Source organism: Sphingomonas larreae (genome assembly GCF_051400595.1).
Lineage (GTDB): Bacteria > Pseudomonadota > Alphaproteobacteria > Sphingomonadales > Sphingomonadaceae > Sphingomonas.
In genome coordinates, this window is record NZ_JBLFFI010000006.1 from 1 (window position 1) to 18,266 (window position 18,266).

Annotated in this window: 17 protein-coding genes and 1 tRNA gene; 5 read left to right on the forward strand and 13 right to left on the reverse strand. The window is 71.1% G+C overall.

Annotation, left to right across the window (positions count from 1 at the left end; translation table 11 throughout):
• Positions 1 to 193: 193 nt before the first annotated feature.
• Entirely contained in the window at positions 194 to 847 is a 654-nt protein-coding gene (locus ACMGDM_RS17285; protein ID WP_436805376.1) for a nickel permease, read from the forward strand.
• A 377-nt stretch (positions 848 to 1,224) separates the two neighbouring features.
• Here the strand turns inward: ACMGDM_RS17285 and ACMGDM_RS17290 are convergent.
• The 5 genes from ACMGDM_RS17290 to infA all read right to left on the reverse strand — a co-directional run bounded on the left by ACMGDM_RS17290 (position 1,225) and on the right by infA (position 3,307).
• Positions 1,225 to 1,300 (reverse strand) — tRNA-Phe (locus ACMGDM_RS17290).
• Positions 1,301 to 1,331: 31 nt separating this feature from the next.
• Positions 1,332 to 1,511, reverse strand: a complete 180-nt coding sequence (locus tag ACMGDM_RS17295) for a DNA gyrase inhibitor YacG (protein ID WP_436805377.1) — start codon at positions 1,509 to 1,511, stop codon at positions 1,332 to 1,334.
• Positions 1,508 to 2,434, reverse strand: coding sequence for an Rne/Rng family ribonuclease (locus ACMGDM_RS17300; protein WP_436805378.1), 927 nt, complete (start codon positions 2,432 to 2,434; stop codon positions 1,508 to 1,510). The genes ACMGDM_RS17295 and ACMGDM_RS17300 overlap by 4 nt, the downstream gene beginning before the upstream one ends.
• Positions 2,427 to 3,017, reverse strand: a complete 591-nt coding sequence (locus ACMGDM_RS17305) for a Maf family protein (protein WP_436805379.1) — start codon at positions 3,015 to 3,017, stop codon at positions 2,427 to 2,429. Before ACMGDM_RS17305 ends, ACMGDM_RS17300 begins: the two co-directional genes overlap by 8 nt.
• Before the next feature lie 44 nt (positions 3,018 to 3,061).
• Positions 3,062 to 3,307 carry a translation initiation factor IF-1 gene (gene infA / locus ACMGDM_RS17310; protein ID WP_022685627.1) on the reverse strand — a complete coding sequence of 82 codons (246 nt, stop codon included), beginning with the start codon at positions 3,305 to 3,307 and terminating at the stop codon, positions 3,062 to 3,064.
• A gap of 255 nt (positions 3,308 to 3,562) precedes the next feature.
• Here infA and ACMGDM_RS17315 point away from each other — a divergent pair, with 255 nt between their 5' ends.
• Positions 3,563 to 4,075, forward strand: a complete 513-nt coding sequence (locus ACMGDM_RS17315; protein ID WP_436805380.1) for a hypothetical protein — start codon at positions 3,563 to 3,565, stop codon at positions 4,073 to 4,075.
• A gap of 29 nt (positions 4,076 to 4,104) precedes the next feature.
• Here the strand turns inward: ACMGDM_RS17315 and ACMGDM_RS17320 are convergent, their stop codons facing one another.
• From ACMGDM_RS17320 to nusB, 5 genes are all read right to left on the reverse strand, one after another.
• The gene (locus ACMGDM_RS17320) at positions 4,105 to 5,544 is read right to left on the reverse strand and encodes a DNA methyltransferase (protein ID WP_436805381.1); all 1,440 of its coding nucleotides are present in this window, start codon (positions 5,542 to 5,544) and stop codon (positions 4,105 to 4,107) included.
• A gap of 258 nt (positions 5,545 to 5,802) precedes the next feature.
• Positions 5,803 to 7,986 (reverse strand): sodium-translocating pyrophosphatase, encoded by a 2,184-nt coding sequence (locus ACMGDM_RS17325; RefSeq protein ID WP_436805382.1) that lies wholly within the window; start codon positions 7,984 to 7,986, stop codon positions 5,803 to 5,805.
• A gap of 79 nt (positions 7,987 to 8,065) precedes the next feature.
• On the reverse strand, positions 8,066 to 8,944 hold the full coding sequence (gene thiL / locus ACMGDM_RS17330; RefSeq protein ID WP_436805383.1) for a thiamine-phosphate kinase: 879 nt from the start codon (positions 8,942 to 8,944) through the stop codon (positions 8,066 to 8,068).
• 98 nt (positions 8,945 to 9,042) lie between these two features.
• On the reverse strand, positions 9,043 to 9,219 hold the full coding sequence (locus tag ACMGDM_RS17335; RefSeq protein WP_436805384.1) for a DUF4169 family protein: 177 nt from the start codon (positions 9,217 to 9,219) through the stop codon (positions 9,043 to 9,045).
• A gap of 1 nt (position 9,220) precedes the next feature.
• Positions 9,221 to 9,676 (reverse strand): transcription antitermination factor NusB, encoded by a 456-nt coding sequence (gene nusB, locus ACMGDM_RS17340; protein WP_436805385.1) that lies wholly within the window; start codon positions 9,674 to 9,676, stop codon positions 9,221 to 9,223.
• 152 nt (positions 9,677 to 9,828) lie between these two features.
• Between nusB and ACMGDM_RS17345 the strand changes: the two genes are divergently transcribed.
• Both ACMGDM_RS17345 and hrpB read left to right on the forward strand, forming a co-directional pair.
• Positions 9,829 to 10,344 carry a YciE/YciF ferroxidase family protein gene (locus tag ACMGDM_RS17345; RefSeq protein WP_436805386.1) on the forward strand — a complete coding sequence of 172 codons (516 nt, stop codon included), beginning with the start codon at positions 9,829 to 9,831 and terminating at the stop codon, positions 10,342 to 10,344.
• A 335-nt stretch (positions 10,345 to 10,679) separates the two neighbouring features.
• Entirely contained in the window at positions 10,680 to 13,115 is a 2,436-nt protein-coding gene (gene hrpB, locus ACMGDM_RS17350; RefSeq protein WP_436805387.1) for an ATP-dependent helicase HrpB, read from the forward strand.
• Positions 13,116 to 13,284: 169 nt separating this feature from the next.
• Here the strand turns inward: hrpB and ACMGDM_RS17355 are convergent, their stop codons facing one another.
• Positions 13,285 to 15,930 (reverse strand): EAL domain-containing protein, encoded by a 2,646-nt coding sequence (locus ACMGDM_RS17355; RefSeq protein ID WP_436805388.1) that lies wholly within the window; start codon positions 15,928 to 15,930, stop codon positions 13,285 to 13,287.
• Positions 15,931 to 16,167: 237 nt separating this feature from the next.
• On the opposite strand from ACMGDM_RS17355, the gene ACMGDM_RS17360 reads away from it, so the two are divergent.
• The gene (locus ACMGDM_RS17360; RefSeq protein ID WP_436805389.1) at positions 16,168 to 17,700 is read left to right on the forward strand and encodes a fumarate hydratase; all 1,533 of its coding nucleotides are present in this window, start codon (positions 16,168 to 16,170) and stop codon (positions 17,698 to 17,700) included.
• A gap of 24 nt (positions 17,701 to 17,724) precedes the next feature.
• Here ACMGDM_RS17360 and ACMGDM_RS17365 read toward each other — a convergent pair whose 3' ends face one another.
• Positions 17,725 to 17,850: a PEPxxWA-CTERM sorting domain-containing protein gene (locus tag ACMGDM_RS17365; RefSeq protein WP_436805390.1), complete on the reverse strand. Its 126-nt coding sequence runs from the start codon at positions 17,848 to 17,850 to the stop codon at positions 17,725 to 17,727.
• A gap of 81 nt (positions 17,851 to 17,931) precedes the next feature.
• The gene (locus ACMGDM_RS17370) at positions 17,932 to 18,153 is read right to left on the reverse strand and encodes a hypothetical protein (protein WP_436805391.1); all 222 of its coding nucleotides are present in this window, start codon (positions 18,151 to 18,153) and stop codon (positions 17,932 to 17,934) included.
• Between the last annotated feature and the right edge of the window lie 113 nt (positions 18,154 to 18,266).

The following is an 18,266-nucleotide window of genomic DNA, read 5'->3' on the forward strand; positions in this document are numbered from 1 at the left end:
CGTACCTGTCCCATATGGCATCCTTCCATTCCAACGAAAGGATCGCACCATTAAACCGTGGGATCAAACACCTAGGGCTCATGTTTGTGCTCGGACTGCGGCATGGCCTCGATCCCGATCACGTCGCCGTGATCGACAACATCGTGTTCCAAACGGTGGACGTACGCCCTCGCGTCGCGCTCTGGATCGGCACGTGGTTGCGCTGGGACACAGCTTCGCCGTCGCCGCGGTCGCAGTCGGCGTCTCGTTGGCCGCAGGCGCCTTTGCAATGCCGGGTTGGACCTTGTCGATGGTCGACGTCGCCGTGATCGCGCTGCTGCTACTCGTCGGCACGCTTAACCTGCGTGCGCTGCGGCGTAGCAGCGATTACGCGCCGGCCGGATGGCGGGCGCGGCTCGTCCCCCGTCGGTTGCGCGACAGCACCCATCCGCTTGCAGCGGTGGCGATCGGCGCGATCTTCGGGCTGGTGTTCGATACCGCAACGCAGGCGGCTGCTTGGGGTGCGGCCGCCGCGGCCACTGGCGGCACGGTCGCTGCCCTGATGATCTCCGTCGCTTTCGCGCTCGGCATGATCCTCGCCGACACGCTGGACAGCCAGATTGTCGGCCGACTGCTCCGCTCGAGCGGCGGCGCGGCGAACCTAGTCCGTCGCTACCGGCGCGCCGTGGGCTGGCTCGTCGTTGCGCTGAGCTTTGGCACCGCGGGCTATGCGCTCGCTGAGATGGCGGGGGTCGATGTCGCGCTCTCGGACGAAGCGATCACCGCCGTTGGTGTCGGCGCGGCAGGCGCGATCGTGCTCCTTCTCATTTCGATCCGGGTCTTCGATCGCTCTGCGGAGAACGCCTGATCGGCGCGGCTTGGCTTCTGCCTTCGCGCGCCCGCGCCAGCGAGACCGCTGGGTAGGAACCGAAGTTTGGGAGCTTCTCCTTGCCGGCGACGCGGTACTCTCACCGCCACGGGCGATAGCCGCCCGGCGTGACGTAGAGGAAGAGGCCTAAGCGGCGCTTAGCCTTATATGGCGACGCTCGCCCGGCAGCGCGACGACAGGCGAGACCGGTTGGCAACCGATAGCGTAAGTGGCCCGCTCAACACCCCGAAATACCCCCACGAACGCCCGCGTTGGCCCGGGTAGCGGAGGGTCCGGCCGGAACTCGCGACAAGACGCTAAGCCGAGAGGATGTCACCAGCTCGGGAGCCGTTGCAACATCGTGGGGAAAAGGAGAATGGTGCCCAAGGGCGGGATCGAACCACCGACACTACGATTTTCAGTCGTATGCTCTACCAACTGAGCTACTTGGGCGCACTGCTCGTCGAGCAGTGAGGCGCGGTCCCTAAGCGGTGTCGCCGGGCTTGTCCAGCCCCTCGCGCATTTCATCGTCGAGTGATGGGCCGGGAAGACGATAGCCCTCGCCGAGCCAGCGCAGCAGGTCGCGATCCTTGCAGCCGCGGCTGCAGAACGGAGCATGGTCGGGGCGCGCCGGGGCGGCGCAGATCGGGCAGAGCTGAGTCATCGATCGAAAATAGGAAGCCGTCCGGTGCGGCGCAGCAGCGCGTCTGTCCATGCCGGCGTTGCCTCGATCCGCGCGCGTACCGCCTCGGGCAGCCGGTGGCGGTTGGGCGTGCCCGGCGGGTCGCGCTCGATCTGGCGCAGCGCGGCGCGGGCGGCGGCGCCGACCGGATCCTCGCGCACCCGCTCGGGCAGCGATGCGCGAGGACGCGGGCGCACGATCTGGAGGAAGCCGAAGCCGTTCACGGCGGTGCGCTCGAACGGCGGGGGCAGCGCGGTGTCGAGCGCCGCGGCCACTGCCTGGCGCGTCGCCTTGCCCGTCACCGTGGGAAAATCCACCCCGATCGAGCCGCCGATCCCGTGGCGCCGGATCGCCAGCGCCACGGCGGTGGCGGCGCGCAGCGCCAGCGCGTCGGGCGTATCGTCACCGTCGACGTCGAACAGCGTCATTGCGGGCGTGGGCGACATCCGCAGCGCGCCGCAGGCGAAGGCGATCTCGCCGTTGCGCGCTTCCTCCAGCGCTTCGGACCAGCCCGCCGCCTCAAGCGCGTCCGGCTCATGCGCGCGCATCTCCAGGACCGGCACGCCGGTGGCGGCGATCCGTTCGCGCAGCGTCGGCCCCGCCGCGGGCGGCGCGTCGCTGACGCGGCCGCGCGCGCGCTTGGCGCGGCCGGGCTCGGGGATCGCCTCGCGCGTCACCTCCACCGTCAGCCGCGCCCCCAAAGTGACGCCGCTCGGGGCCCGGTCCAGCAGCAGCTCGCGCCCGTCATCCAGCGAGGCGATCTGCCGCTCGATCAGCCGCGCGGGCGCGATCGTGCCGACGCGAAGCGTATCGGACAGCTCGATCCGGGCCGCGAGGATCCGGTCACCGTCGACCAGCGCGGCGCGTGCCTCGCCGATCCCGTCCTCGTACAGCCACTCAGCCAACGGCCACGCCCGCGGCGGCGAGCAGTGCGCGGGTCTCGAACAAGGGCAGGCCGATCACGCCCGAATGGCTGCCCGCGAGAAAGCGGACGAACGCCTCGGCACGACCCTGGATGGCGTAACCGCCGGCCTTGCCGAGCCCTTCGCCGCCCGCGACATAGGCGTCGATCTCCGCCTCGGACAATGGCTTGAACGCGACGATCGTGTCCGCGAGGCGGGTGCGCGCGCGGCCGTCGGGCGCGATCACGCACACCGCGGACAGCGCATGGTGGCGACGACCCGAGAGCAGCCGCAATAGCGTGCGCTGGACGTCAGGGTCGGTCGCGGGCGGCAGGATACGACGGCCGAGCGCGATCGTGGTGTCGCCCGCGAGCACCGCCTCCGTCGGCGCGCGTGCCACCGCGCGGGCTTTCTCCTCGGCGAGCCGCAGCGCATAGGCGCGCGGCAACTCGCGCGGCCGCGGCGTTTCGTCGATGTCGGGGGATTCCACCCGCGCGGGGACGACGCCGATGCGCGCGAGCAGGTCGCGGCGGCGCGGGGAGGAGGAGGCGAGCACCAGCGGCGCGGCGCCATCGGCGGGCGTCACGCGGTCACCATCATCGGCATCGGGCCGGTCGTCCGGCAGTTGGCTCAGGACGGGCCGGGGCCGCCGCGGCCGGGCATGAAGCGATAGGTGATGCGCCCCTTGGTGAGGTCGTACGGGGTCAGCTCGACCAGCACCTCGTCGCCGACGAGCACGCGGATGCGGTTCTTGCGCATCTTGCCCGCGGTATGACCGAGGATCTCATGATCGTTCTCGAGCCGGACGCGGAACATCGCGTTGGGCAGCAGCTCCACCACCTGCCCGCGCATCTCGAGGAGTTCTTCTTTCGCCAAACGGTGTCTCTTTCGCGCTGAATGCGCGCGCCCTTAGCCGAGACGGCGGAAAAAGGAAAGGCGAGCGCGTGGATCGCGCGGCGACCCCAAGGGCGCGGCGCGACTGCTATATGGACGCAGGCGCGCGAATCGGCAAGCGGGCGTGTCGCACAGGCGTGGCATGTCTTCCTGGGTTGCCGCCAAAGGGGGGCGCAGTGGCGTGCCGATGGACGAACGTGACGCCGTTCCCGGTGCAGCGCTGTCCTATAAGGGAAGATGGGCGCCGCCACCTTCACCATCCGCTACGAAGACCTGCTCGCGGCGACCCGCCTCGGCGCGGGGGAGGGGCGCTGGCGTCGCCGCCTGGCTTGGGCCGCGCTGCCGGGTGTCGCGCTCGCTACCGTGATCGCGGTCAGCGGCCTGCGCCCTGATGTCGCGGCGGAGACGGCGCTGTCGCTCGGGGCGGTCGGGTGGATGGCAGCGGTGTTCGGGCTCTTGCCGCTGCTGGCGGGGTGGCGGCTGCCGCGGCGAGTGCGGCGCCAGTTCGCGCGCCAGCCGGAGACCGCGCTGCTGACCACGCTGGCGTGGCGCGAGGCCGGGCTGGTGCTGGCGTCGCCGCGTGGCACGGTAAGGTTGGGCTGGGACGAGGTCTCCGTGGTCGAACGCGGCGAGCTGCTGCTGTTCCGGCGTCGCGACGGGGGCACGCCGCTGTTCGTGCCGCTGCATCGGCTGTCCGCGGCCCAGCGCGGCGAACTGCGCACGCTGGGCGAGCCGTCGCGGGCGCGATGACGCTCTCCCGGCGTCTCCGGTTCTCACGTCTACAGCAGCGAGCCCTGGCCGCCGCGATCCTCCCGCAATGCGCGGCGGAAGGCGGCGTCGGCATCGACGTGCGGCAGCTCGGGGCGGCGCCCCGCGATCAGCTCGGCGAGCGTAAGGATCTGCAGCCGCGGATAGGTGCGCCCGGTCGCGCTGCTCGCGAAGCGGCCCAGCGCTGCGGCCTCGCGCACCATCGGCTCGGTCGCGGCGGCCCGGGTGACGAACACGCCCGCACACGCGCGCTCGCGCTCCATCACCGCCTGTAGCTCGCGGATCATCGCAACGCCTACCTGCTCACCGCTCTTCACGGAGACGAGCGCGCGCTCGACCGTGCGCCCGTCGGGCCGGAAATAGATCAGCCCGTCGACTCCGCCGTCCGCGCCCTTGCGCCGGCCGCCGTTCGGCATCGCGCCGATCAGGAACACCACCCACCATTGGAACTGGTAGCGGTCGCGTCGGGCGAGATCCTCGGCGGAGGCGAGGTCGCGCGGCGTGCCTTCGACGCTGAAGCGCGCATCGGGGAAGGCAGCGCGCAGCCGCTTCTCAATCAGCGCGATGGCGAGTTGGGTCACGTCGATCCCGATCCAGCGCCGCTCCAGCTTTTGCGCGGCATGCACCGCGGTGCCGCAGCCGCAGAAGGGATCGAGCACGACATCGCCGGGCCGGGACGAGGCGGCGATGATGCGCTCGAGCAGCGCGACCGGCTTCTGCGTTGGATAGCCCAGTTTCTCCGCGGAGAAGGACTTGATGTTGGGCGAGTAGAGCGCGGGATCGTCCCACACGTCGTCGATCGGCTTGCCCAGCGGGTTGGCGCCACCGCCGCGGCGGACATAATCCTCCGCATGCGCGACATATTGCTTGTTGAAGGTCCAGTCGCCCGCGGGATCACGGACATAGTAGAAGATCGTGTCGTGGTTGCGCACCCAATTGCTGGTGCGCGTCTTGAAGCCGCTGACCCAGCCCGAGCGCCACACGATCTCGCGGCGGAAGGCGCGCGGCGCGAACACGCCGTCGAGAAGCAGCTTGAGATAATGGCCCGCGGTGGGATCGCAGTGGAGATAAAGGCTGCCGCTGGGCTTGAGTACGCGGCGCAGCTCGATCAGCCGTATCGTCATCATCGCAAGATAGGCGAGCATGTCATTTTCGCCGAGAAAGCGGCGCAGCGCATCAAGCAGCGCGAAGGCGTCCTGGTGGCCGCTGCGAGCGACCTGGTCGAAGGCGTCAGCGGCGGCCTCGTTCCAATGCCAGCTGTCGTGAAAGGCCTCGATCTGCGCGTCGGCGCCGGCGCCGTCGGGCGCGCGGAAGAGGATGTTGTAGCTCGCGTTCGAGTTGAACGGCGGGTCGAGGTAGATCAGGTCGACGCTGGCGTCGCCGATCTTGCGCCGCAGCACGTCCAGATTGTCGCCATAGAAGAGGTGGTTCGCCGGTCGATTGATGCCCATGCGCGCGAACGGAGCGTGGTTGTCACGCTGCCGTCACGACATGGTTGGTCCGGAACGGATCGGCGCGGCGCGGCGCGAGGGGCGGGAGGTCCGTTATGGATCAATTTGGGGAGCGGGAGGGCTGGGAGAAGGACCGCCGCGCAGCGTGGCGGCGGAGGGGCTCTCCTCGCGGCACAGCGTCTTCGGAAGACCCCCTCCACCGGCCACGCCGGCGGTCCCGCTCCCCACCATGCGGGAAGGATCGAGGACACGCCCGCCTCAGCCCCCGCCGCCCGCCAGCGCGGCGAGCAGCAGCAGGGCGACGATATTGGTGATCTTGATCATCGGGTTGACCGCCGGCCCGGCGGTGTCCTTGTACGGGTCCCCGACCGTGTCGCCGGTCACCGCGGCCTTGTGCGCCTCCGATCCCTTGCCGCCGTGGTTGCCGTCCTCGATGAACTTCTTGGCATTGTCCCAGGCGCCGCCGCCCGAGGTCATCGACAAGGCGACGAACAGCCCCGAGACGATCACGCCGAGCAGCATCGCGCCCAGCGCAGCGAAGCCGCTCGCCTGCCCGTCCACCGCGGTGACGATGAAATAAAGCGCGATCGGCGACAGCACCGGCAGCAGCGAGGGCACGATCATCTCGCGGATCGCGGCGCGGGTGACGAGGTCGACGGTACGGCCGTAGTTCGGGCGGCTGGTCCCCTGCATGATGCCGGGATTGTCGCGGAACTGCTGGCGCACCTCCTCGACCACCGCGCCCGCCGCGCGGCCCACCGCGGTCATCCCGAACGCACCGAAGAGATAGGGCAGCAGCGCGCCGAGCAGCAGCCCGACGATCACATAAGGGTTGCTGAGCGAGAAGTTGACCGACAGGTCGGGAAAATAGGTCTGCAAATCGGTGGTGTAGGCGCCGAACAGCACCAAAGCGGCGAGGCCCGCCGAGCCGATCGCATAGCCTTTGGTCACCGCCTTGGTGGTATTGCCGACCGCGTCAAGCGCGTCGGTGCGCTCGCGCACCTCGTCTTCCAGCCCCGCCATTTCGGCGATGCCGCCGGCATTGTCGGTCACCGGGCCGTAGGCGTCGAGCGCGACGACCATGCCCGCCTGCGCCAGCATCGCGGTCGCGGCGAAGGCGATGCCGATGATCCCGGCGAGCTTGTAGGCGGCGACCACCGCGACCACGATCACCAGCGTCGGCAACGCGGTCGCCTCGAGGCTGACCGCGAGCCCCTGGATCACGTTGGTGCCGTGGCCGGTCTCGCTCGCCTTGGCGATCGACTTGACCGGGCGGTAGTTGGTGCCGGTGTAATATTCGGTGATCCACACGATCAGCCCGGTCACCGCCAGCCCGATCAGCATCGAGAAAAACAGGTCGTAGCCGGTGAAGGCGCTCGCCGCGGGCACCCCCGCTACCGCACTGGCGGCATGACTGGTCGCGCCCGCGTCGGGCACCGCGCCGCTGCCGGCGTCGAGGAAGCCGGCGCCGCCGATCACGCGGTGCAGGTCGCCCAAGGTCCACTGCGTCACCGCCCAGATCGCGGGGATCGACAGCAACGCCGAGGCCCAGAAGCCCTTGTACAACGCCCCCATGATCGAGCCGCCGCCGAGCCGCACCATATAGGTGCCGATGATCGAGGTAATGATGCACACGCCCCCGACCGCGAGCGGCAGGCTCATCAGCCGCATCAGCTCGGCCGCATCGGCCTGGATCAGCAGCGCGATCGACACCATGGTGACGCCGAGCGTGACGACATAGGTCTCGAACAGGTCGGCCGCCATGCCGGCGCAGTCGCCCACGTTGTCGCCGACATTGTCCGCGATCACCGCGGGGTTGCGCGGATCGTCCTCGGGGATGCCGGCCTCGACCTTGCCGACCAGGTCGGCGCCGACGTCGGCGGCCTTGGTGAAGATGCCCCCGCCCAGCCGCGCGAAGATCGAGATCAGCGAGGCGCCGAACGCCAGCGCGGTGAGCGCCTCGACGATCGCGCGGTCGTTGGGCAGCAGCCCGGCCGGGCCGGTGAGATACCAGAAGAAGAGGGCAATGGAGAGCAGCCCCAGCCCGGCGACGAGCATCCCCGTCACCGCGCCCGAGCGGAACGCCATCGTCAGCCCGCGCTGGAGCGTGTGGCGCGCCGCCTCGGCGGTGCGGACGTTGGCGCGCACCGAGATCGTCATGCCGACGAAACCCGCGACGCCCGAGAGCAGCGCGCCGATGACGAAGCCGATCGTCGACAGCAGCCCGAGCGTGACCGCGAGCACGACCGCGACGATCGCGCCGACCATGGCGATGGTGGTGTACTGCCGCCCGAGATAGGCCTTGGCCCCCTCCTGAATCGCGCTGGCGATATCCTGCATCCGCTCATTGCCCGGCGACGCGGCGAGCACCTGGCGGCTGGTGACGAAGCCATAGAGTACGGCGATGACGCCGCAGACGATGGCAAGGTAGACGATCGTCATGCCTCACATCCTTCCTGTTGCGCGCCCGGTCTGATGCCGGGAGGTGTCGCGCGGGAAGCGAGGCTAACATGCGCTGGCGTCAGCGCAAACCGTGCTCATACCCGAGCCGGGGAGGCAGCGGCTCGGGCGCGCCGTCACGGGTGAGACGCAGCCCCGCGCCCAGCGCGAAATGACCGACGCGCGTGGCCGGCACGGGGGGCACGAAGCCGGTGGGCGCGGCGAACAGCAGCTCGTAATCGTCGCCCGCGGTCGCGGCGGCGAGCGCATCGGTGACGCCCGGCGCGCGCGGGACATCGGCGAGCTCGACCGTCGCCGCGAGACCGCTCGCCGCCGCCATCCGCGCCGCGTCGATCAGCAGCCCGTCGGAGACGTCCATCATCGCGGCCACCAGCGGCGCCAGCGCGCGCCCCTCGGCCAGTCGCGGCACCGGGCGGCGGTAGCGCGCCAGCAGCGCGAGGTCGCCGTGGCCGGCGCGCGCGATCGCCAGCCCCGCGCCGGCGTCGCCGATGGTGCCGGTCACCCAGAGCGAGTCGCCCGCGCGCGCGCCGTCGCGGGGAGGGGCGGCGGCGTCGCGCCCGATCGCGGTGAGCGTCAGCACGCGCGGCGCGCCCGCGGGCAGCGTCACCGTGTCGCCGCCGAGCAGCGCGCCGCCGAGCGCGCGCAGCGCGGCGTCGAGCCCGTCGAGGAAGGCGCTGTCCCAGTCGGCGTCGCGCAGCGGGTAGTTGAGCAGCACGCCCTCGACCAGCGCGCCCTTGGCGGCGAGGTCGGAGTAATTGGTTGCGAGCAGCTTCCACGCGACGTCGGCGGCGGGATCGTCGGGGAGGAAGTGGACGCCCTCCACCAGCGTGTCGGTGGTGAGCGTGTAGCCGCCCAGCCCCGCGGTGTCGTCCGCCAGCCCGCGCGCGCCGGGGTGGAGCGGCAAGCGGCGCAGCCGCGCGAGAAAATCCGCCTCGTTCATCGCTGGCGCATAGCGGCGCGCCGGCGCGATGTCGCGTCGGCTACGCGAAGCGAGTGGACCAGATCAGCGCCGAGAAGCCGACCCGCCTGCCGCATGCCTCATTCGTCGCGCTTGGCCCCGTCGAGCACCGCCTCTTGCCGCGCGCGCTCCTGCCGCTCGGCCTGCTTCTCCGCCTTGGTACGACCGTGCGCGGTGCGGTTGGCCGCCGCCTGTGCCGCGTCCTTTGCTCGCCGCTTGGCCTTGCGAGCCCGGCTCAGCGAGACCAGATCGCCCATCTCAGGCGCGCACGTCCTTGGCGATATTGTCGAGCAGCCCGTTGACGAAGCCCGCCTCACGCTTCTGGTAGAAGGCGTGCGCGACGTCGACATAGGAGCTGATCGCCGCGCCCACCGGCACGTCGTTGCGGGCGAGCAGCTCGTAGCAGCCGGCGCGGAGGATCGCCTTCATCGGCTTGTCGAGCCGCTCCAGCGTCCAGCCGCTGCTCAGCTTCTTGCCGATCAGCAGGTCGATCTCGCCCTGACGCGCGTTGGCCCCGGTGACGAGGTCGTCGAAGAAGGCGACGTCGGCCTCGGCATATTGCGCCTCCTCGATCTCGGCGCCGAGGCGGTGATGGTGGAATTCGTGAAGCAATGCGGGGATCGCGGTGCCTTCCATCTCGTGCTGATACAGCGCCTGGACGGCGGCGAGGCGAGCGGCGGCGCGGGCCTTGGTGCGAGCGGCGGTGCGGGACATAAGCGGCGCCCTAGTACGCGCGTGCGCGCGGTTCGTCACCCCTGTGCCGCGTCTGATCGAGATCAGGCGCTTCGCGTACTGATCTGGCGCAACGTCCCGGCGCGCACGTCGTTAAGGCAGCATTCCCGTTCACGCACCAGAGGAGCACGACCATGGGCCTGTTCACCAAGGACATTGCGACGCTGCACGACCTGTTCCTGCACACGCTCCAGGACATCTACTATGCCGAGAACCAGATCACCAAGGCGCTGCCCAAGATGATCGAGAAGGCAACCGCGCCCGAGCTCAAACAGGGCTTCGAGACGCACCTGCGCGAGACCGAGGGCCAGATCGCGCGGCTGGAGCAGGCGTTCGACGCGCTGGGCGAGAAAGCCAAGGCGGTAACCTGCCCCGCGATCGACGGCATCATCAAGGAGGCCAATGAGGTCGCCGGCGACATCTCCGACAAGTCGGTGCTCGACGCCGCGCTGATCGCCTCGGCGCAGGCGGTCGAACATTATGAGATCACGCGCTACGGCACGCTGATCGCCTGGGCCAAGCAGATGGGCCACGACCAAGTGGTCACGCTGCTGCAGGCAACGCTCGACGAGGAGAAGGCGACCGACGACAAGCTCACCACGCTGGCCGAGAGCAAGGCCAACGCCAAGGCCGAGCTGGCGACGGCGTGAGGTGAGGGGAGCCGCCCCGCACGGGCGGCTCCGTCTGCCGGGTCGGCGCGCCGGGTCGATGATCAGCCGGGCCTCACCCCTCATCGCCCCGGCGGAGGCCGGGGACCGGGTGGGGACGCTGCCGGGGGGGAGGCGGGAGTCACGCCCACGGCTCTGTATAGGGCTGAACTGAGCAAGCATGTGACGCCGGTCGCGCGTTCTCCCGATGGACATCCCAACTAGGACCCGGCCTTCGTCGGGCTACGCGGGGCGGGTGTCGGATGAGATAACGGACGCCGCGTTCCCGACGCCGCTCCCCCTTCATCCCGCCCGCGCCGCCCGCTAGGGCGAGCAGCGTGACCCCGACGCTGCCGATCCACGCCGTCCTCCCCGAGTTGCTCGCCGCGCTTTGCGCGCAGAGCGGGGCGGTGCTCGTTGCGCCGCCGGGCGCAGGCAAGACCACCGCGGTCGCGCCCGCTCTGCTTGCCGAGCCGTGGTGCGACGGTGAGATCATCGTCACCTCGCCGCGCCGCCTCGCCGCGCGCGCCGCGGCCGAGCGGATGGCGCAGCTCGCCGGCGAGCCGGTCGGCCAGACGTTCGGCTATGCCACCCGGCTCGACTCCAAAAGGTCCGCCGCCACCCGCGTCACCGTGTTTACGGAGGGCATCCTTACCGCGCGGCTGCAGCATGACCCAGAGCTCGCCGGCGTGTCCGCGATCCTGTTCGACGAGGTGCACGAGCGCAGTCTCGACGGGGACTTCGGGCTGGCGCTCGCGCTCGACGCGCAGGAAGCGCTGCGTCCCGACCTCCGCCTCGTCGCGATGTCCGCGACGCTCGACGGCGCGCGCTTTGCTGCGCTGATGGCGGGCGCGCCGGTGATCGAGAGCGAGGGGCGCAGCTACCCGCTCGAGCTGCGCCACCTCGGCCGCGCCGCCGAGGCGCGGCTGGAGGATTCGATCGCGGCGGCCGTGCGCCAGGCGCTCCGCGAGGAGGAAGGCGGCGTGCTCGCCTTTCTTCCCGGCGTCGCCGAGATCGAGCGCACCGCCGAGCGCGTCGGTGACCTGCCCGGCGTGCGGCTCCACCGGCTCCACGGCAGCCTCGACCCCGCCGCCCAGCGCGCCGCGATCCGGGCCGAGCCGGACGGCGCGCGCAAGCTGGTGCTTGCCACCAGCATCGCCGAGACCAGCCTGACGCTCGACGGCATCCGCGTGGTGGTCGATAGCGGCATGGCGCGGCGCCCGCGCTACGATCGCGCCGCGGGGATGACGCGGCTGGTCACCGAGCGCGCCAGCCAGGCCGCGGCGACGCAGCGGGCCGGCCGCGCCGCGCGGCAGGGGCCGGGGGTGGCCTATCGTTTGTGGGAAGCGGCGGCGACCGCCGGCATGCCGCGCTTCGACCCGCCCGAGATCCTTGAGGCGGACCTGTCGGCGCTGGTGCTCGCCTGCGCGCTGTGGGGAGTGAGCGACCCGCGCGCACTGCGCTGGCTCGACGCGCCGCCCGAGGCCGCGGTGGCGGAGGCGCGCGCGCGGCTCGCCGCTTTGGGCGCGCTCGACGCCGACTCGCGGCCGACCGCGCACGGCCGCGCGATCGCAGCGCTGCCCATGCCGCCGCGGCTCGCGCACATGCTGCTCGCCGCGCCCGACCCGCGCCGCGCCGCCGAGGTGGCGGTGCTGCTGCAGGAACGCGGGCTGGGCGGGCCGGACGCCGACCTCGAGCTGCGGTGGCGGCGCTGGCGCGGCGACCGCTCGGCCAAGGCGGAGGGCGCGCGCGGGCTGGCGAAACGCTGGGCGGGGCTGGTGAAGCGCGCAAGTAAGGAGGGCATGCCCGACTCGATCGGCGCCTGTGTCGCGCTCGGCTTTCCCGATCGCGTGGCGCGGCGGCGTGACTCCAGCGGCGAGCGCTGGGTGTCCGCCGGCGGGCGCGGCTTCAAGCTCGACCCGACCTCCCCGCTCGCCAGCGCCGAGTGGCTCGCGGTGGCGGAAACGCAGGGCATGGCGGCCGGCGCGCGCATCCTCGCCGCCGCACCGATCGCCGCGGATGAAGTGGAGGCGCTGTTCGCGGACCGGATCGACACACGCCGCACCGCAGACTTCGATCCCTCGACCGGCGCGGTGCAGCCGCTGCGCGAGCGCCGGCTCGGCGCGATCCGGCTGTCGAGCGGTCCCGACGCCGGCGCGGAGGCGGCGACGATCGAGGCGGCGCTGGTGGAGGGAGTGCGCGCGCACGGCCTTGGGCTGCTGCCGTGGTCGCACGCGGCGGAGGCGCTGCGCACGCGCGCCGCTTATGCCGGCGTTCCGCTCGACGATGCCGCGCTGATCGAGCGGCTTGACGATTGGCTGCCCGCGCTGGTGGCGGGCAAGCGCCGGCTCGACGCAGTGGCGCCGGGCGCGCTGGTGGAGGCGCTGCGCACGCTTCTTGGCTGGGACGCGCTCCGCGCGATCGACCGGGTCGCGCCGGCGGTGTTCACCAGCCCCGCGGGCTCGACCCACCCGATCGACTATGGCGCGGAGGCGGGGCCTACCGTGGAGCTGCGCGTGCAGGCGCTGTTCGGGCTCGACCAGCATCCGACCCTGGGGACGGCACGCGTGCCGCTGGTGCTGTCGCTGACCTCGCCCGCGGGGCGGCCGATCCAGACGACGCGCGACCTGCCCGGCTTCTGGCGTGGCAGCTGGCACGCGGTGGCGAAAGAGATGCGCGGCCGCTACCCGCGCCACCCCTGGCCCGACGATCCCGCCGGCGCGGCGGCAACGTTGCGGACGAAGAACGCGGATGCGCGGCGGGGCGCGGGGTGAGGACTTATCCGCTTCCTCCCGAAGCGATCGACAAGCTCGTCATCCCGGACTTGGTCCGGGATGACCGAAGGTAAGCGGCAGTTTGCGGTTCGGATTTCCGCCCGCAACAGGACATCAAGCACAGGACGAGCTCTCGCCGGGTCTGCCTCCCCGCAGGACGTACCTCACCTCACGCAGCCCTGCGCTGCCCCGGCTGGTTGAGCCACTCCAGATCGAACGTCTCCTCGAACTGCACGCCGGCGCGGCCCTCCTCGCCGACCCAGCGGAGCGTGGCGGCCAGCGCCAGCTCGTCGTCGAGCACCAGCGTCACCGCATGGCCGATCGCGGCGACGGGTAGGTCGACCCCGTCGATCATCGCGCCCGAGGCCGAAATGTTGCGCACCCGCACTTCGCCGCGCTCGCCCGCCAGCTCGAGCCGTGCCGAGCGCAACACCCGGTGACGCGCGGCGCGGCTGGTCTTGTGCCCGATCGGCACGGCATAGCCTGCGGCCGCGGCGAGCTGCGCGCGCACCTCGTCCGCGCGCTCCGGGCGACCATAGACATAGCCCTGGATATGGCTGCACCCCAGCCCGCGGATCAGCACGATCTCGTCCTGCTGCTCCACCCCCTCGGCGGTGGTCTCCATGCCGAGCGTCTCGGCGAGGCTGACGATGGCGCGGATGATCGCGGCATTGCGATTGCCCGGCTGGATCGCGCCGCGCACGAAGCTCTGGTCGATCTTGATCTTGTCGAACGGCGCCTTGCGCAGATAGCCGAGGCTGGAATAGCCGGTGCCGAAATCGTCGAGCGCGAGCCGTACGCCGATCGCCTTGAGCGCGCGAAACATCTGCTCCGACGAGGCATCCTCGTTGAGGAAAACGCCCTCGGTGATCTCCAGCTCGAGCCGGTGCGCCGGCAGCCCCGTGGCGGCGAGCGCGGCAGTCACCAGCGCCGGCAACCGCGGATTGGCGAACTGGATCGGCGAGACGTTGACCGCGACACGGACATGGTCGGGCCAACTCACCGCCTCCGCGCAGGCGGTATCGAGCACCCAGCCGCCGATCGCCTCGATCAGTCCGCACTCCTCGGCCACGGGGATGAACTCGGCGGGGCTGACCAGCCCGCGCTGCGGATGGTCCCAGCGCACCAGCGCCTCATAGCCCATGATGCGCGCGTCCGCGGTGGACACCACCGGCTGATAGGCGAGGTGGAACTGGCCCGCGGCGAGCGCCTGGCGCAGGTCGTCCTCCAGCCGCTTGCGCTTCTGCGCGCCGTGGAGCAGCTCCTCGCGGTAGAAGCGGTGGACGCCGCGCCCGTCCGCCTTGGCGGCGTAGAGCGCGAGATCGGCGTTGCGCACCAGCTCCTCCTGCACCGCGCCGTCGCCGGGCGCGACCGCGATGCCGACCGAGCAGCCGATCGACAGCGTCGAGCGGTCGATGTGATAGGGTAGCGACAGCGCCGCGATCACGCGCTGCGCCAGCGCGGCGAGCCGGTCGCGATCGCCCTCATTGGGCACGATCACCTTGAACTCGTCGCCGCCGAGCCGCCCGACGAGCCCGGCCTCGCCGATCGTGCGCTGCAGCCGCTGCGCCACTTCCTTAAGCAGCTCGTCGCCGACCTGGTGGCCGAGCGTATCGTTGACCGCCTTGAACCGGTCGAGGTCGAGCAGGAACAGCCCGGTCGGATGCGTGCCGCCGGACTGCGCCTGCGCCAGCGTCTGCTCGAGCGCGAGCCGCATGCGCTGGCGATTGGCGATGCCGGTCAGCGCGTCGAACAGGGCGAGCCGCTTGATCTCGGCCTCGGCGCGTCGCTGCTCGGTCAGATCCGAGCCGGCGCCGATGAAGCCCTGGAAGCGGTCGAGTTCGTCGCGCGCGGGGCGCCCCGAGATCGACCACCAGCGCTCGGCGCCGCTGCCCCCGGCGGCGGGGCGGACCGAATAATCGGTGAAGGAGGTGCGCGACGAAAGGTGGAAGCTCAGCGTGCGCTCGGTCTCGACCCATGCCGAGTCGACGCGGAAGACATCGGTGAGCGGCGCGCCGATCGGCTCGATGCCGAGACCGCGCAGCTCGCGCGCGACCTTCTCGGACAGATAGGTGAGCCGGCCGCGCCGGTCGCTCTGCCAGAACCAGCCGGGACCGTGCGTCTCGAACTCGGCGACGAGCTGGCTGTCGCGGCGCTCGGCGGCGCGCTGCTGCCGTCGCTCGAGCAGGGCGTGCTGGCGGGTGCGCGCGGCGCGGATCACCGCCGCGGCGAGCAGCGCGGCGCTGGCCAGCGCTATCACAGCGGGCAGCGGCGCCGCGCGCGTCACCGTCACCGCGGCGAGCGCCAGCGTCGCCACCAGTGCGAGCGCGGCCGCGCGCAGGGGTTGCAGCGCCAGCGCCAGCGCCACCATTGCCGCGCCCGCCAAGATCGTGATCGCAGGGTGCAGCGCCTCCGGCAGCGCCGCCGCCGCCTCGATCCCGAGCGCGAAGCAGAGCGCGATCGCGGCGCCGCCCGCCGCGAGCGTGGCGACGCGGAGCTGGGTCGCGCTCGCCGCGGCGCGCGGGTGCGCCGCCACGGCCCAGCAGCCCAGCGCCAGCAGCGCGCCGGCACCGGTGCGCCACCCCAGAGACAACGCCAGCGCGCGATCGCCTGTTCCCAGCGCCAGCAGCGCGAGCGTGACCGCGGCGAGCAGCAGCACTGCCGCGCTCGCGGGCCACATCGCCGCACTCGCGGCGAGCGCGGCGCGACGCGATTCGTCCACCAGCGCGTCCGACGCGGCGGTCAGCCCCAGCGCCTCGCCGAGCGCACGGGTGCCGCTGAGCGGTTCATCCTGATCGGTGACGGGCAGGCGCATGCCGCTGTCCTAGCGCGACATCCTTGCGTATTCCTTGCGTCCCGCCGGCGCGGGAGCGTGGCAGGCGCCGCCGCCGTTGGCATGACCTGTCGCCGCGCGAAGACGGGAAACCACGGCTGAGCAGAACGACGACAAGCGACGGCCGGGCACCCTCGGCGGTCGGTACAGCGTCGGGCTCCGCCCGCGCGACGGTCCCCGCAGTTGCTCCGCTTCCGACGGCGTCGTACAGCCGCGCGCATGACGACGATCCGTGAAGCCGACCTGATCGAGAGCGTGGCCGACGCGCTCCAGTTCATCAGTTACTATCACCCGATGGATTACATCCGGGCGCTGGGCGAGGCTTATGCCGCGGAGCAGAGCCCCGCCGCCAAGGACGCGATGGCGCAGATCCTGACCAACAGCCGGATGTGCGCCGAGGGGCACCGTCCGATCTGCCAGGACACCGGGATCGTCACCGTGTTCGTCAAATGGGGCCAGGACTGCCGGCTGGAGAGCCAGCGCTCGCTCCAGGAGGTCGTCGACGAAGGCGTGCGCCGCGCCTATCTCCACCCCGAGAACAAGCTGCGCGCCTCGATCCTGGCCGATCCGGCCTTCACCCGCCGCAACACGCGCGACAACACGCCGAGCGTGCTCCACGTCGAGATGGTGCCCGGCGACAAGGTCCATGTCGATGTCGCGGCCAAGGGCGGCGGCAGCGAGAACAAGACCAAGTTCAAGATGATGAACCCGAGCGACTCGATCGTTGACTGGGTCCTGGAGATGCTGCCGCAGATGGGCGCGGGCTGGTGCCCGCCGGGCATGCTCGGCATCGGCATCGGCGGCACCGCGGAGAAGGCGATGGTGCTCGCGAAGGAATCGCTGATGGGCCAGATCGACATGGCCCAGCTCAAGGCGCGCGGGCCGCGCAACGATCTGGAGGCGCTGCGGATCGAGCTGTTCGACAGGGTCAACGCGCTCGGCATCGGTGCGCAGGGGCTCGGCGGGCTCTCGACCATCCTCGACGTCAAGATCCTCGACTGGCCGACCCATGCCGCGTCCAAGCCGGTGGCGATGATCCCGAACTGCGCCGCCACGCGCCATGCGCATTTCACGCTCGACGGTTCGGGGCCGGTGTACCTCGAGGCGCCGAAGCTGGCCGACTGGCCCAAGGTCGACTGGCAGCCCGACAGCGCCGCGATCCGGGTCGATCTCGACACGCTCACGCCCGAGGTGGTGCGGACGTGGAAGCACGGCGACCGGCTGCTGCTCAACGGCAAGATGCTGACCGGTCGCGACGCCGCGCACAAGCGCATCGCCGACATGCTCGCGCGTGGCGAGGAACTGCCGGTCGAGTTCAAGGGCCGCGTGATCTATTATGTCGGGCCGGTCGATCCGGTCGGCGAGGAAGTGGTCGGGCCGGCAGGGCCAACCACGGCGACGCGGATGGACAAGTTCACGCGCATGATGCTGGAGCAGGGCCTGCTCGCGATGGTCGGCAAGGCCGAGCGCGGCCCGGCCGCGACCGAGGCGATCCGCGATCACCGAAGCGCCTATCTGATGGCGGTCGGCGGCGCGGCCTATCTGGTCGCGCGCGCGATCAAGGGCAGCAAAGTGGTGGGCTTCGCCGATCTCGGCATGGAGGCGATCTACGAGTTTGAGGTGAGCGACTTCCCCGTCACCGTCGCGGTCGACGCCGAGGGGCAGAACGTCCACCAGCTCGCGCCGCTGGTGTGGCGCGAGAAGATCGCGCGCGCGAAGGAAGCCGGCGGGGGGCTGCTCGTCGACGCGTGAGCCCGCCAGCCCAGGGCGGCGGCGTTACCCCGCGCGCGCGCGGGGTGCGCTGCGGCGCAGCGCGGCGCCGGTCAGCGCGAAGCTGAGGATCATCGTTGCCCAGGTCGCCGGCTCGGGCACGCTCGAGATCAGCTGGAACCCGCTCAGCACTGCGCTGATGCCGCCCGGCGCGCCCCCGGCGATGGTGTCCTGGCTATAACTCTCGCCGTCCTTGACCCAGCGATACGTGTATCAGCCGGTGCCGAACTCGACCGGCTTGCCGACCTGCAGCGTGAGGAAATCGGCGAGACGGTCCGGCGTCATGTAGAGGTTGCTGTCGATCAGCGACGCGGGCGTGTCGCAGCAGAGCGACAGGCGGGTGTAATAGCTCCAGCCGATCACGTCGTCGCTGCTATCGAGGTGCTGCGCTAGCGTGGATCGCGACGAATAGCCGCCGTGGCCGAAGGTCTGCACGATCGCCTGTGCGCTGGAATAGCCAGGCAGATCGGCAAGGCCGTTGCCAACGGATCGGGACCCATCTCGGCCGCGAACGGCGTGGCAATGCTGAGCTGGCTCGGATCATAGTC

What these genes read in the sequence shown, in the direction of transcription:
- ACMGDM_RS17315 (WP_436805380.1), top strand. Translation starts at nt 3,563, where the DNA reads ATGGGCGCCGCCACCTTCACCATCCGCTACGAAGACCTGCTCGCGGCG.
- ACMGDM_RS17320 (WP_436805381.1), bottom strand. Translation starts at nt 5,544, where the DNA reads ATGGGCATCAATCGACCGGCGAACCACCTCTTCTATGGCGACAATCTG.
- nusB (WP_436805385.1), bottom strand. Translation starts at nt 9,676, where the DNA reads ATGTCCCGCACCGCCGCTCGCACCAAGGCCCGCGCCGCCGCTCGCCTC.
- ACMGDM_RS17355 (WP_436805388.1), bottom strand. Translation starts at nt 15,930, where the DNA reads ATGCGCCTGCCCGTCACCGATCAGGATGAACCGCTCAGCGGCACCCGT.
- ACMGDM_RS17345 (WP_436805386.1), top strand. Translation starts at nt 9,829, where the DNA reads ATGGGCCTGTTCACCAAGGACATTGCGACGCTGCACGACCTGTTCCTG.
- ACMGDM_RS17325 (WP_436805382.1), bottom strand. Translation starts at nt 7,986, where the DNA reads ATGACGATCGTCTACCTTGCCATCGTCTGCGGCGTCATCGCCGTACTC.
- ACMGDM_RS17335 (WP_436805384.1), bottom strand. Translation starts at nt 9,219, where the DNA reads ATGGGCGATCTGGTCTCGCTGAGCCGGGCTCGCAAGGCCAAGCGGCGA.
- thiL (WP_436805383.1), bottom strand. Translation starts at nt 8,944, where the DNA reads ATGAACGAGGCGGATTTTCTCGCGCGGCTGCGCCGCTTGCCGCTCCAC.
- ACMGDM_RS17360 (WP_436805389.1), top strand. Translation starts at nt 16,168, where the DNA reads ATGACGACGATCCGTGAAGCCGACCTGATCGAGAGCGTGGCCGACGCG.
- ACMGDM_RS17295 (WP_436805377.1), bottom strand. Translation starts at nt 1,511, where the DNA reads ATGACTCAGCTCTGCCCGATCTGCGCCGCCCCGGCGCGCCCCGACCAT.